Annotated in this window: 13 protein-coding genes; 6 read left to right on the top strand and 7 right to left on the bottom strand. The window is 36.6% G+C overall.

From position 1 onward, the window contains the following. Nucleotides 1–9: 9 nt before the first annotated feature. Nucleotides 10–726: an outer membrane beta-barrel protein gene (locus AAOP42_RS16570; protein ID WP_349529668.1), complete on the top strand. Its 717-nt coding sequence runs from the start codon at nt 10–12 to the stop codon at nt 724–726. Here the strand turns inward: AAOP42_RS16570 and AAOP42_RS16575 are convergent. Together AAOP42_RS16575 and rpoN are read right to left on the bottom strand one after the other, a co-directional pair. Then, nucleotides 723–1,322: a phosphatase PAP2 family protein gene (locus tag AAOP42_RS16575; RefSeq protein WP_349529669.1), complete on the bottom strand. Its 600-nt coding sequence runs from the start codon at nt 1,320–1,322 to the stop codon at nt 723–725. The two genes, AAOP42_RS16570 and AAOP42_RS16575, sit on opposite strands and share 4 nt — an antisense overlap. A gap of 5 nt (nt 1,323–1,327) precedes the next feature. Continuing rightward, the gene (gene rpoN / locus AAOP42_RS16580) at nt 1,328–2,779 is read right to left on the bottom strand and encodes an RNA polymerase factor sigma-54 (RefSeq protein ID WP_349529670.1); all 1,452 of its coding nucleotides are present in this window, start codon (nt 2,777–2,779) and stop codon (nt 1,328–1,330) included. A 217-nt stretch (nt 2,780–2,996) separates the two neighbouring features. Here rpoN and AAOP42_RS16585 point away from each other — a divergent pair, with 217 nt between their 5' ends. Then, entirely contained in the window at nt 2,997–3,776 is a 780-nt protein-coding gene (locus AAOP42_RS16585) for a DUF547 domain-containing protein (protein ID WP_349529671.1), read from the top strand. A gap of 3 nt (nt 3,777–3,779) precedes the next feature. On the opposite strand, the gene AAOP42_RS16590 is transcribed toward AAOP42_RS16585, so the two are convergent. From AAOP42_RS16590 to AAOP42_RS16610, 5 genes are all read right to left on the bottom strand, one after another. Then, nucleotides 3,780–4,994 (bottom strand): murein hydrolase activator EnvC family protein, encoded by a 1,215-nt coding sequence (locus tag AAOP42_RS16590; protein WP_349529672.1) that lies wholly within the window; start codon nt 4,992–4,994, stop codon nt 3,780–3,782. Continuing rightward, nucleotides 4,981–5,736 (bottom strand): lipoprotein insertase outer membrane protein LolB1, encoded by a 756-nt coding sequence (lolB1, locus tag AAOP42_RS16595; RefSeq protein ID WP_349529673.1) that lies wholly within the window; start codon nt 5,734–5,736, stop codon nt 4,981–4,983. Before lolB1 ends, AAOP42_RS16590 begins: the two co-directional genes overlap by 14 nt. Next, a complete protein-coding gene (locus AAOP42_RS16600) occupies nt 5,729–7,495 on the bottom strand; it encodes a tetratricopeptide repeat protein (RefSeq protein ID WP_349529674.1) in 1,767 nt (588 codons plus the stop codon). Before AAOP42_RS16600 ends, lolB1 begins: the two co-directional genes overlap by 8 nt. 136 nt (nt 7,496–7,631) lie before the next feature. Continuing rightward, the gene (locus AAOP42_RS16605) at nt 7,632–9,152 is read right to left on the bottom strand and encodes a lipopolysaccharide biosynthesis protein (protein ID WP_349529675.1); all 1,521 of its coding nucleotides are present in this window, start codon (nt 9,150–9,152) and stop codon (nt 7,632–7,634) included. Nucleotides 9,153–9,255: 103 nt separating this feature from the next. Beyond that, the gene (locus AAOP42_RS16610; protein WP_349529676.1) at nt 9,256–10,041 is read right to left on the bottom strand and encodes an enoyl-CoA hydratase-related protein; all 786 of its coding nucleotides are present in this window, start codon (nt 10,039–10,041) and stop codon (nt 9,256–9,258) included. Nucleotides 10,042–10,378: 337 nt separating this feature from the next. Here AAOP42_RS16610 and AAOP42_RS16615 point away from each other — a divergent pair, with 337 nt between their 5' ends. From AAOP42_RS16615 to AAOP42_RS16630, 4 genes are all read left to right on the top strand, one after another. After that, nucleotides 10,379–11,449, top strand: coding sequence for a T9SS type A sorting domain-containing protein (locus AAOP42_RS16615; RefSeq protein WP_349529677.1), 1,071 nt, complete (start codon nt 10,379–10,381; stop codon nt 11,447–11,449). 82 nt (nt 11,450–11,531) lie between these two features. Next, nucleotides 11,532–11,750 (top strand): hypothetical protein, encoded by a 219-nt coding sequence (locus AAOP42_RS16620; protein WP_349529678.1) that lies wholly within the window; start codon nt 11,532–11,534, stop codon nt 11,748–11,750. A 20-nt stretch (nt 11,751–11,770) separates the two neighbouring features. Continuing rightward, a complete protein-coding gene (gene truA / locus AAOP42_RS16625) occupies nt 11,771–12,517 on the top strand; it encodes a tRNA pseudouridine(38-40) synthase TruA (protein WP_349529679.1) in 747 nt (248 codons plus the stop codon). A gap of 23 nt (nt 12,518–12,540) precedes the next feature. Then, on the top strand, nt 12,541–14,304 hold the full coding sequence (locus AAOP42_RS16630) for an ABC transporter ATP-binding protein (protein ID WP_349529680.1): 1,764 nt from the start codon (nt 12,541–12,543) through the stop codon (nt 14,302–14,304). Nucleotide 14,305: the final 1 nt, after the last annotated feature.

The raw sequence follows: 14,305 nt of genomic DNA on the forward strand, positions 1-14,305 counted from the left end.
TTAGTTGAGATGAAAAAATACACTTTAATATTACTATTTGTTTTGTTTGCCAATATTGTCATTGCATCAGGAAAAGATGATGACGATGATAAAAAATCTGTACCTGATTTACCGGGAGTAATTTTGATTGACTTTGGGTTTAACTTTTTCCAAAGTGCCCCAAGCGACCTTGATATCAATTGGTTCAAGTCAAAATCTTTTGGTATGTATTATATGAAATCATATAAAATGGGAAAGAAGATGAGTTTTGATCCGGCTATTGGCATTAGTTTCGAAAAATACGGGTTTTCTAAAGAACGCTCTATAGGCTATGAAACAACAGGAACTACCACAGAGTTGTCAATAATTGATTTGAGTGGATACGACAAAGTGAAAAAATCTCAGTTGGCTATGAACTATATCGATATTCCATTGCAGTTAAGATACTATCTAAAAAGCAACGACGTAAAAGGCTCTGCATACGTTTCTGTTGGTGCTATAGCTTCTCTACTCATAGAATCGCACACCAAAGTAAAGTTCAAAGATGATGGCAGGGATCAAACCACAAAACATCGGGATAACTTCGAGATGAATAAACTGAGGTATGGGCTACAGGGCAGGTTTGGTTTTGGAAGTGTCAACTTTTTCTACAAATATTACTTCTCAAATCTTTTCAACAGCAATGGCCCTGTTGGAGCAACTGACATTACAACAAATACAATCGGGATTTCTATTAGCGGACTTTAGTCAAAAAAGTAGAGGGATCCTGCACAAACAGATATTCCCAAAATACATCCAAACAATATTTCTTTGGGTCTATGAGCATTGAGGTAAAGGCGGGAAGTCATTACAAGACCTGATAATACTATTGTCGAGATCAAGGCATAAATAATCATGCTTTCCGGATAGTTCTGGGACAGTATAAACATAAATCCTACCACACCACTTACTCCGGCTGAGTGAATGCTGATTTTATAGAACAGGCTGATCAGCATCAATATCAGAATGAGAACAGTCGTAGCAACGAGCATCAAACCAACAGTTTCGTTTACCTGTATCTTAAGGATAAACATCACCGTAGTGATGGTATAAAAAATAGTAACAAATAAGAACGGTAAAAATCTTTCTTCTCTTTTTTCCAACGAAAAACTCGATACGGATCCAGAGTATATTAGGGCTGAAACACCAAAAAGTGGAATTAGAAATGTGGTAATAAATAAGAAGGGAAGCAATACCCATCCTATGGGGTGAACCAACTCAGGCAGTGTTGCATTTATTATCAAAAATGTAAAAGAGGGCATCAACAAGGGATGAAATATTATGGAAACGGCTTTCATCAACATGCTGGTCACTTTAACTCCTTTCTCAATCTGGCTACAGGAATGTTCAACTGTTCACGATATTTTGCTACGGTACGTCTGGCAATATTATATCCTTCTTCGTTCAACAATTTTTCCAGTTTGTCGTCTGAAAGCGGCTTCAATTTATTTTCATTTTCAATAAATTCCTTTAGCTTCAGTTTCACTTCCCGGCTGCTCACATCTTCTCCAGAGTCTGTGGAAATTCCCTCTGAAAAGAAATATTTCAAAGGATATATTCCAAATTCGGTTTGAATGGCCTTACTATTGGCAACCCTGGAAATGGTGGAAATATCCATGTTGATTTTTTCTGCTATATGCTTCAAAATCATTGGCTTCAATTTGCTTTCATCCCCGTCCAAAAAGAAATCATACTGAAACTCGATGATCGCATTCATGGTATTCAGCAAGGTGTGTTGCCTTTGTTTGATCGCATCAATAAACCATTTAGCTGCGTCAAGTTTTTGTTTCACAAAAGTAACTGTCTCTTTTAGCTTTTTATCTTTTTTGTCGCTTTTGCTATAGCTTTGAAACATGTCAGAATAAGACCTGCTAATTCGGAGTTCGGGTGCATTTCTAGAGTTCAGGCTCAACTCCATTTTCCCGTTGTTATTAACCAAAATAAAATCAGGTGTGAGGTAATGGGTTTTTACCAAACTGTCCGTTGTTCCGCCCGGTTTCGGATTTAGTTTGGTTATTACATTGACAGCCTCTTTAAACTCCTCCTCATTTTCAATTCCCAGCTTTTTAATGATTTTGTCATAATGTTTTTTAGTGAACTCATTAAAATTTGTTGCTATTATTTTATAAGCCAATACTACTTCCTTCGTTTGATTTTCCTTTCGTTCGAGTTGTAACAACAAGCATTCTTTCAAATCCCTGGCGGCAATACCGGAAGGGTCAAAGTTTTGAATTTTCTGAAGAATTTCTTCCAGTTCTTCTATTGATGTATCAATATTTTGGGAAAAAGCCAGATCATTCAAAATAGCCTCCAATTCTCTTCTGATGTATCCGTCCGACTCAATACTGCCAATCAATTGCCTGCCTATGATTGTTTGCCTGTCATCAAGCCTGAGGAAACCAAGCTGAGAAATCAATTGTTCATGAAGAGAAGTGCCAGCTCCAATTGGTATTTCCCTATCCTCCTCATCCTTGTTGTAATTGCCATCACCTTGCATTTTATACCCTGCATAGTCATCTTCATTGAGGTAATCTTCAATGTCTATCTCCTCATTTTGAGCAGGCTCCTCATCCAAATCCAATTCATTGTTGTCATCAGGTTCAGACTCTTCCTTTCCCTCCTCCAGTGCCGGGTTTATTTCCAATTCTTCCTCCACACGGGTTTCCAGCTCAGCTGTAGGAACCTGCAACAGTTTTATAAACTGAATTTGCTGGGGCGATAGCTTTTGTCCAAGAGACTGAGTTAAACTTAATTTCTGCATTTTTGTACTGTTACCCTACTTTTATCATCAAATCAAAAATATCGCTTTATTACTCAGAAAAGTAATAATAGCACTTATAATTCAAAATTATAAGACTAATTTATTTCTTGAAATGGAATTAAATAATTCTACAAAATGTAATAAGTATAACTGCTACCTAATTGCATGTCTTTTTAGAAAAACATACGTTTCTATAGTGAGAATTTAACAACATATCATGAATACATTTCGGATCAAACTATTTGTAATACTGAACTTGTTGTCCCTGTCACTCTTTGGCTGTGATAGCCTCAATCCTTCAAAAAAAGGGACTGTATCTCCAGATCATGAAATATTTGATAAATTACTGGGCAAATACGTAGATAAAGAAGGCAATGTCAACTACAAAGGTTTTTTGGATGAAAAGTCAAAATTAGAGTTGTATTTGAAAGTACTAAATGAAAATCCTCCGGATGTGGCTACCTGGCCTCAAGATGATCAAATTGCTTTTTGGATCAACGCATACAATGCATTTACTCTTAAATTAATAATTGACAACTACCCCATAAAAAGTATTAAAGACATAGGATCCAAACTACAAATACCATTTGTAAATACACCCTGGGATATCAAGTTTATAAAAATTGGAGGGGAAGAATACGACCTCAACAACATCGAACACAACATACTCAGGAAAACCTTTGACGAACCCCGTATTCATTTTGCGATTGTTTGTGCTTCCTTTTCCTGTCCCAAATTGAGACCGGAAGCCTACACCGGAGAAAAATTAGATGCTCAATTGACACAGCAAGCCAAAAGCTTTTTGGCAGACACCAACAAAAATCAAATCACCGAAACTGGTATAAAAATATCCAAAATATTTAGCTGGTTCAAAGGAGATTTTACAAAGAATGAAACGTTAATTGATTTCCTAAACAAGTATGCACCTGTAATGATCACGCCTGATGCTGATGTTTCTTATCTGAAATACGATTGGAGTTTGAATGAGCAGAAGTGACTTTTACTTTACAAAAAGCCATTTTTCAGGATTGAGACGATCCCGATTCTTCCAAACCTCAAAATGAACTTCCGTGTTGTCATTATTGTCAGTGACTACCTCACCAATTTGTTCTTTGGCTTTTAACATATAACCTTTCTTGATGTTGGGATTTATGTTTTTTAAACGACCATAAACGGTAAAATAATCACCATGCTGTACGATCACAATGGCATTCATACCTGGCACGAAGGCTACCGTTGACACCTTACCATCAAACACAGCTCTGACATTCGCCGCTTTTTCTGTCTGAATATCCACTCCCTGATTTTCAACTATTATATTTTTCAAAACAGGATGTGCATGCTTGCCAAATTTTCCAGAAACAAAACCATGCTCTACCGGCCAGGGAAGTTTGTTTTTATTTTCTTCAAATGACGAGGACAGTTTTGCCGTTTCAGGAGTTAGAGTCATCTTAGTTGATGATTTTCCTACATTCGATTTTTCTATTTCACTCTTAACAATCTCGGCTATCAACTTATCCAGTCTGGATATGGCCTCTTTCCTTTTTGCCAGTTCCGCCCGCAACTCTTTCTCTTGCTTGCTAAGCTGGGTGAACACCTTATTTTGCCTTGATTTTAGTGACAGCAGGTTTTTATTCTCTTGAATTTTACTTTTGAGTAAGTCGCTTTGTTCTGCTTTTTTGTTTTCAAGTCCTGTTTTTTCCTGGCTCAGGGCATCACTTACCTCCTCAATATTTTGAACCTGAATCTTACGGGCCTCTGAATATTGCTCCAGGTATTTAAGCCTCAAAAAAAGTTGGTTGAAGGTCTTCGCTGAGAAAATAAATGTGAGTTTACTAAACCCATGATTTGCTTTATAAGCACTATATATCATTTCTGCATACTCTTCTTTCAAATTTTTCAAATCATTTTGCAAGGCATTCACTACCAAAGATTTATCTGAAATTTCTGCATTCAAAAAAGAAATTTCCTGAGATATGGAATTTATAAACTCACCTTGTAGCTGAATCTTACGATTGAGAGCCCTCAGTTGTCCGAGTGTAGCTTTCTTTTCTGTAGTAGTTTCGACAAGAATTTTTTCTGCCTCTTGTATTTTTAAGAGGTTTTCCTTTTTCTCCTTTTCCAGCCTCGATTTGCTCTTTTGAGCGAAAGAAATCGAAGAAACAAACAATAAGAACAATACCAGAGTGAAGGTACATTTCCTATTTTTTAACATACTTGTATTTATCTGGTATTTCAAAGGTAAACTTCTGTTTTTTGCTATCAATGTCAATTTTGGCATGGTCAAAATTGATATTGGATATTTTCCTTCTCCCGTCTTTGCGGCTTGTGTACTGGATCGTTATCACTGATTTTGCGGGAACAATTTTGTCTGAAATTAAATCAAATTCAGAATAGTCGATATGCATGGAGTTTTGAGTGGAGTCACTTACTGCCTCCAGTTTTTCCAACTTCATAGTGTGGATACCTATGAAATGAGAAATCGCTAAATCTCCTTTTTCCTTACTTACACTGTAATAAGTGTCTTCTTTCAAAACCTGATCCGTTGACTCCACAGGCCATATCATATTCCCGAGAAGTATAGATTCCATCAAGTGAAAATCAAGGTTGAAATTAAATTTTTCTGTCAAATCTTTAAACTGTAAAATGGTGTATTCTTTATGAATTTTATCAATCAGCACAATAGAATCTTGTGTAATCAGGCCTCTTGCTGCCTCTATGCCCAGACCGGGAGTCAACGAAAACCAGATCAGGCTGTCTTTTTTGATACGTATATGTGCTGTAGCCTTTAGGTCTTCCAGGCCACTTTTATACTTTATCTTAGTTCTCAACGTGAGGTCATCAAACTCAAGGTTTTTAATTTTGAGTTTGTTTGGATTTGGATTGAAAAATGTAAATTTTTTGCTACAAGAAGCGAAAAGCAACAAGATAACAATGGGTAAGGCTAACTTATTCATATAGTTGTTTGTCGGCTATTTTCTTATTTAAGTTTTCTTTGTCATCTGTTAAATCACGGGCTTTTTCCCATTGTATGATGGCCTCATTTACTTCTCCCAACTGAAACAAAACATCACCATAGTGTTCAATTATTGTTGCGTTGTTTTCTGCTTTGGCTGCCTTCTCTAAAAATACTCTGGCCTCTTTGTACTTCTTTCTAATGTACAATACCCAACCATGAGTATCCAAATATGTAGGGCTGTCTTCTCTAAGGGAAATAAGCTTAGAAGACATGCTTTCAGCAATATCAAGCTTTTCTTTTCTTAAAGATAAGAAATAACTGTAATTATTTAACACATGATCATTTTCAGGATTCAACTTTAACGCTTCGTCATAAGCCAAATCTGAGTTTTTATGATCGCCAATACTGTTATAGGCATCACCAAGCTGGCCGTTCATCACACTGCTGAGCTGCTTGTTGCCCGAAGTGTATGTTCTCCCAATTTTGAATAGTTCAATGGCCTCTTTATAGTCTTTAATAAGCATTTGGGCGGTTCCGGCAAAATAATATAACGAGCCCTGATTAGGGAAATATTCCAATGCTTTCTCCGAATGTTTAACAGCACTTTTATACTCTTGTAAATCCAATTCTATGTTTATCACATTTTGCCAGACATTAAAATTAGATGAATTGATCTCTATGGCTTTTAGATAGTTTTCTCTTGCCAGTTCTTTTCGACCCGTATTGTAGTACAAATCCCCAGCCACAACATAACCCTGAAAAGAATCAGGATGTGTAGTCACCAAACCTTTAGTCAATCCTATCAACGGCTCTACCAATTCTTCATTTGGCAGCATCGAAATGTACCCTGATAAAGTCGATATTTTAGCGTTAATATCCATAGAAGGACTCAGGAAAGCAGACTTAAGCACCATTATAGCTTCTTTCACTTTTCCGGCTTTTCGATATATCTCTGCCAACTGCACCCCTATTACAGGATCATCACCATACTCTTCAACATATTTTTCCAGATAACTTTGAGCCTTTTCCGGCTTGTCGTTTGAAATCAGCATTTTTGCCAAAGAGGCAACATATAGTGATTTACCCGGATTATTATTGATCAACTCTTCTCCTTCCTTAATGGCCAGGTCTAGTCTGTTTTGTCTCAAATAAATTTTTTGCTTCTGAAAAATAATCTCTTCCATTGCCCCGAAATACTTTTGAGCTCTTGTGTAAGTTTCCAACGCATTGTCATACTTTTTTTGATACAATTGCAGGGCTGCCAAATCGAATAAGTAATTTTCGCTGTTCTCTACATTTTCTATCAGGTCAAAATACGTAGCTGCAGCCATTTCCAAATCAGCAATATTGGTGTATATATTGGCTAAAAGAATGTAGTAGTATTTATTTTTTGGATTAAGCTGCTTGGCTCTTACGGCAAAAGGTAATGCTTCGGTATTTTCTTCCTTCTCGCTTAGTATTTGTGCTTTTTTGTAATTTGCTGCTGCATTTTCAGGATCTACCTCCAGTACTTTGTCAAAATACTCCGAAGATTTGTCATAGTCTTTTAACAAAAAATACTTTTCTGCCTCAATGAAGTTGTTGTCAATATCAATCAGTTGTTCTTCATTTTTTTCTGTCTTTTTATCAATGGTTTCCTTTTTATCACCTCTTTTTCTTTTTTGACCGACAAGCGGAGAAAAAGTAAATGATAATACAATTAAAATCACCCAAAATTGCCCGAAAAACCTACTCTTATATAACTTCTTAAGATTCATCCCTTCCTTATAAAACTGACCTGTAAAGGTAATAAAATGACTGTACTATGTGCTAACAAATACCTCTGTTGCATCATGTTAACGTAATTTAATTGAGAAATATTCAATATGATGAAAAATGTAGGAGTGAATTTGACTAAGGTAGTTTTATTCCGAAGATTATTCTCCCTTTCAAATTATCGTGTTCTGACAGATAAATAATAATCAAAAAGAAAATAATTGAAATGTTTCTAACTATGATATTGAGAAATAAGGAATTGAAATCTATATGATAAGAGATATAGCTCAACACTGACGCTATCAATAAATAGAATACGGCATTTGACACCCTGTAGGGTATAGGGTAGTGTTTTTGTCCTAAATAATAACTCAAACCAGCCATAAAAGAATAGGTAACCAATGTGGTAAGTGCACTACCAAAATAACCCAATATTGGAATGAGGAGCAGGTTAGCAACAACTGTAATCACAGTCCCTAACCCGGTAATCATTGCTCCATATTTGGTTTTGTCTGTTACTTTAAACCAAACAGATAAATTGTAATAAATGCCCAAAAACAAATAACCCATCAGTAAAAAGGGGACAATATATAAGCCTTCTCTATACTCCGGATTTCTTAAAAACATAACACTCAAGGGCTCGAGATTGACTGTAACGCCCAGGAACACAACACAATTAAAAATAATAAAGCCCTTCATGACATTGCTAAATAGCTGAGGAGAATCGGACTGGCTCGCTTTTGAAAAAAAGAATGGTTCGGCTGCATAACGGAAAGCTTGCGTGCCAAGCATCATAAATACTGACAGCTTATAGCAAGCTCCGAATACTCCCAAGGCATCCAGATTAGTTTGACCGGGATAAAAACCTTCAGGAAGAATGTATTTCAGCAGTGTTCTCGACAGCATTTCGTTTGTTGTTCCGGCAATTCCAATGACCATAATTGGAAACCCATAAATCAGCAAGGGTTTAAACTTGGTATAATTGAATGTAAACCTAAATGCCTTAAACTGGGGGGACAGTAATATGATAAACAATCCATTTGCCAGTAAATTAGATAGGAAGACATACTTCACATTAAAATCAGGTGCATAAAAAATTGACACCACATCTTTAAATCCACCGAGAAATCTACCATTGATCACACCATCGCAAAACACCAGGAAAAACAAATTAAGCGAAACCGCTACCAACACGTTTGCAAGTCGGATAAATGCAAATCGCTTTGCTTTGCCCTCCAACCGGAGCTTGGCAAAAGGCAATGCATAGATAGAGTCTATCACCAAAATAGCTGCTATCCAATAGATTATTTCCTCTTGCCCTTCATAACCTAAGACCGACATTATTGGACTAGCCAATAGGACTAAAGAAGCAGAAATCAGAAAACTAGTGGCAATAATAGAAGAAACACACAAGTTGAAATATTCCTGGTTATTTTTTTTGTTTTTGGTAGCAAATCGAAAGTAGGCTGTTTCCATGCCATACATATAGATGACGTTAAAGAAAGCTGAATAAGCAAATAATTCTGTGACAACACCATACTCTCCAGGTAGAAAAAAGGAAGTATATAAAGGGGTAAGAAAGAAAGATATGACTCTGCCTATTATGCTACTCAATCCATACCAGACAGTTTCTCCTGCTAATTTGCGTAACTGGCTCACAGGTCACTGGTCTTTAGAGTAGTAGTATGCATGTTCCTCATTGTTGGTTTGAGATTGTCTGGTTAGACACAATTCAGAAAGAAAGTATTCGAAATCCCCTCATCTATTCCCCCTTAAACTGAGGCTCTCTTTTTTCCAGAAAAGCCGAAGTACCTTCTTTAAAATCATCTGAACCACAACATCTGGAAAATGAATTGGCTTCTGTCTGATATCCGTTTTCGCCACTTGTAAACACTGCATTCACACAGTCTATGACCATGCCTACTGCCAACGGTGCTTTTTTGCTTATTTTATTAAGAATCTCTTTTGACTTTTCAATTAGTTCCTCCTGAGTAGAAACTACGTAATTTACCAATCCGTATTTGAGTGCTTCGCTGGCAGAAATCATATCTCCAGTCAACATTAACTCAAGAGCCTTTCCTTTACCGATGAGCTGTGTAAGCCTCTGTGTACCACCATAACCAGGGATAATACCAAGATTTACTTCCGGCTGGCCAAACTTAGCATTTTCTGTTGCCACACGCATGTGACAGGCCATTGCCAATTCACAACCTCCGCCCAGTGCGAATCCATTTACTGCTGCTATTACAGGCTTATTGCAATTTTCAATCATCTGAAATGCCTCCTGTCCACTTTCGGAAAATTTTCTGCCTGTTACCTCATTTACACCTGAAAACTCGCTGATGTCTGCTCCTGCCACAAAAGATTTTTCTCCTGCTCCGGTAAAAATGACACCCGTGATATCCCTGTCATCACAAACAGATTGAATAGCTGTCTTAATTTCTTCCAGAGTTTCTATGTTGAGGGCGTTGAGGTGTTTTTCCCTGTTTATTGTGATGATCAGAATATTGTCTGATAATGAGAGTATCAGATTTTTAAATTCTTCCATATTTTCATTCATCTTTGGCTGAACTCAAAATTATGAAAAGGGTACTAGTAATACTAGTACCCTCAGTCATTTTTTAAAGAAGCAGAAAACTTCAATACACATTTGATCTACTCAAAATAGGTTGCAAAAACAGAAAATATTTACCTTTACAGTCTATTCAATCCAGCTATAAGTTTAACATAAAATTACCTCGGTTATTATAGCTAAAAATTATTTTTTTACTTCAAAAAGCCAAGTAAAATTATTCGATAAATGGTAATATTCCGTCGATGATTGATGCTGAAAATGAGGAAGTTATAGACTAGGTTTGCGGTTCAAGAGTGATACCAATACTACAATGAAAAGAATAATTTTACTTGGCTTTTTTTTACTTCCTGCTTCTGGTATAGTGTTAGGGCAAACCATCTATACTTTGGACAGCACCAAATGCAAAGTAGATGGAGATTGTAATTGGAACGATGCTAGTAGCTGGTTTAAAAATGGTGTGGCTGCTGCCTCCGCTCCCGATGGAAACGAACCTTCAAATGGTGACATAATTCGTATTCCGACCCTTTCTTATATAGGTATTCAAGGTCAACCAAATACTACAGAAATTAATAATTCCGTAGTATTAAAAGTTTGGGGTAGCATTGATATATCTGGCAGCAATGCTCGATTGAAGCTACTAAATGGAAATTCTACTATTCAATTGGGAGAAGGTGCTCATTTGGATGGAGGTGGAGATAATTCCGCAAGATTAAAAATTGGAGACACAGAAATTAAAGGCCCAATAATTGACAACTTAGCTTATCCAAACCAACTCACAGAAGATAATCTTGATGCCGGCGGATGTGCCCAAACTGGCGATTGTGATGATGACCCTCTCCCCATTGTACTTGGTAGTTTTGATATTTCTGTTCAGGACAATGATGTGGTATTAGAATGGGAAACTATCTCCGAAGAGAACTTTGACTTCTTCTCTATTGAGCGGTCTGAGGATGGGAAAAATTTCTATGAGATAGGCACTGTGCCCGGTCATGGCAATTCTACGGAAAGGATTCAATACAGTTACGTAGATGACAATCCTTTATTTGGTACTTCATTTTACAGATTAAATGCCATTGACTATGATGGTTCGTACGAAAAATTTCAATCATTATCTGTAGAATACGTTCCTAATGAACTCAATGCATCTATATATCCTAACCCGGGAAATGGGAAACATATAAATGTTTTGCTCGGCTTACCTATTGAAGCTAAACTTAAGACTATTTCTATTTATAATTTTAGTGGAGACTTAATCTTAACCGAGGAATTAAGCGTAGGCAGTAATCATTTCAATTTAGAACGTCAACTTCCTAAAGGGCTCTATTTTACCAAAATACTAATTGACAACTACTTTATATCGAAAAAACTCGTGGTAAACTAAAAAAGTTCTCTCGCATCAACCTCACATTTTTAAGCATATCTTATTTTGATTCACTCACTTAAGATATTATTTTTGTTGGACAATGGAAGACTACATAACATTTGAACAATACCTTGAGCAAAAGAAAATTAGTCTGGTAAAATTCAAAGAAGCTGAGCCTAACAAATACGAGGAGTTAGCCAAAGATTTTGGACAAATGAATCACAAAAGCTTTACAAATCAATACCTGTTTCTAATCAACCCAATAAGAAGAAAGTATTATATAGAACAGGATATTAGTTCAGGTACTTTCGAAAAATAAGATTTCAATAAAACTATATAATGCGATATTTTATTGAAATATCTTACAATGGTACGGCTTATCATGGCTGGCAAATACAAAAAAATGCAACTAGTATTCAGGGAAAAATCAATGATGCCCTATCAAAAAAGCTTCGACTCACTACCACCTGCCTGGGTAGTGGCCGAACAGACACAGGAGTGCATGCACTTGTACAAATAGCACAGTTTGATACAGAAGAACCTATCTCAGGCCGAGATAACTTTATTTTTCAACTAAACAGCATGCTGCCGAATGACATCTCTGTAAACAATATAATTGAAGTAACTCAGGATGCGAGTGCCAGATTTGATGCTATCAGCAGGTCTTACCTCTATAAGGTACATTGCCGAAAAAATCCTTTTCTTGATGGCCGTTCTTATTTTTTCAGTCAGCCATTAGACATATATAAAATGAATGAAGCATGTAAATTGTTACATGACTGGACAGATTTTCAGGCGTTCAGTAAGGTACATACGGATGTTCATACATTTAATTGTAATATTTTAAAAGCTGAGTGGAAACGAGAGAACGACTTACTTACTTTTTCCGTTACAGCCAATAGGTTTTTGAGAGGTATGGTTCGAGCCTTGGTAGGTACAATGTTAGATGTCGGTCAAAACAAAACATCACTGGAGAATTTTAAAGGGATTTTGACGAGTAGAGACAGAAGAAATGCTGGTAGGTCTGTACCTGCATGTGGTCTGTACCTTAGCGATATTACCTATCCTGACAGTATTAAATTATAAATTCATCTGCGAAACAATATTCATTGGAAAAAGAAAAAACAAGTGGGAATATAGTAGATTTTGCCGTTCTTAAGAGGCTCTTTACTTTTGTTAAACCATATACCAAACAATTTTATTTTCTGGTGATACTAACGGTTGCTTTGGCTGTTGTCATTCCCTTGAGGCCAAAGCTGATCCAATTGACTATTGATAATGAGTTGGCTACAGGTGATTATCATGGTTTGGTTACAATGATCATTGTATTGATTGCATTGTTGGTTTTACAAGCAATAGTCCAGTATCTTCATACTTATTTCTCAGGCTGGTTGGGACAGTATATTATTCGGGATATCAGGATCAAACTCTTTCGTCACATCCAAAACCTCAATCTGAGATTTTTTGACAAGACACCAATAGGACGGTTGGTCACCCGAAATGTATCTGATATAGAAACACTGGCAGATGTTTTCAGTCAGGGTATAGCAGCTATGATTGGTGATTTACTCCAAATCATCGTCATCATGGCATTTATGTTTTACACCGATTGGAAACTCACATTGGTCAGCCTATCTACTCTTCCAATACTCTTATTTTCGACTTACGTATTCAAAGAAAAAATAAAAACAGCTTTTAACGAGGTAAGATCGGCTGTTTCTAATTTGAATTCATTCGTACAAGAACACATTACCGGAATGAGCATCGTTCAAATATTCAATAGTGAAGAAAGGGAATTTGAAAAATTCAAAGAAATTAATACAGAACACAGAAGGGCTCATATCAAATCCGTAATGTATTATTCCGTTTATTTCCCGATTGCTGAAATTATACAAGCCAGTGGCTTTGCTCTGGTAGTGTGGTATGGTGCAGGACAAGTTATTAGTGACAAATTAACATTCGGTGTGCTCATTGCCTTTATCATGTACATCATGATGTTTTTCCGTCCTATCAGAATGATTGCTGATCGATTCAATACGCTTCAGATGGGAATTGTGAGTTCAACCAGGATAATGAAATTGCTGGATAGCAAAGATCATATTCCAAACAATGGTAAGCACTCTCCAGAGACGATTGATGGCAAAGTAGAATTCAGTCATGTCCACTTTGCATATGACAATGAAAATTTTGTATTACAAGATATTTCATTTCAAGTCAGCCCCGGAGAAACTGTAGCTTTTGTAGGGGCAACCGGCGCAGGAAAATCTTCAGTGATCAACTTGCTAAGCAGGTTTTATGACATCCAAAAGGGGAGTATAAAAATAGATGATGTACTTGTCGAAGAGTATAATATCAATTCTCTTCGACGGTATATCGGTGTGGTATTGCAGGATGTTTTTCTTTTTTCTGACACCATCTCCAACAACATTACGCTTGGAAATCCTGATATTACCCATGAAAAAGTGATCCATGCCGCCGAATTGGTAGGAGCCAGAGAATTTATAGAACAGCTTCCAGGCGGATTTGATTATAACGTAATGGAAAGGGGAGCAACCCTGTCAGTTGGACAAAGGCAACTGATCAGTTTTGTCCGGGCAATGGTTTATGATCCTAAAATTATAGTACTCGATGAAGCAACTTCATCAGTAGATACTGAAACGGAAGAACTGATCCAAAGTGCCATTGGAAAATTAATGAAAGGTAGGACTTCAATCGTTATTGCCCATCGACTCTCTACAATTCAAAATGCAGACAAGATTATTGTATTGGACAAAGGGGAGATAAAAGAAGTAGGTACCCACGACACATTGCTTACAAAAAACGGTTTCTATGCCCAGCTATACAAAATGCAGTACAAAGAAGTGGTCGTCTAAG

This window comes from Reichenbachiella sp. MALMAid0571 (assembly GCF_040151475.1).
In the GTDB taxonomy this organism is placed as follows: domain Bacteria; phylum Bacteroidota; class Bacteroidia; order Cytophagales; family Cyclobacteriaceae; genus CAXBNB01.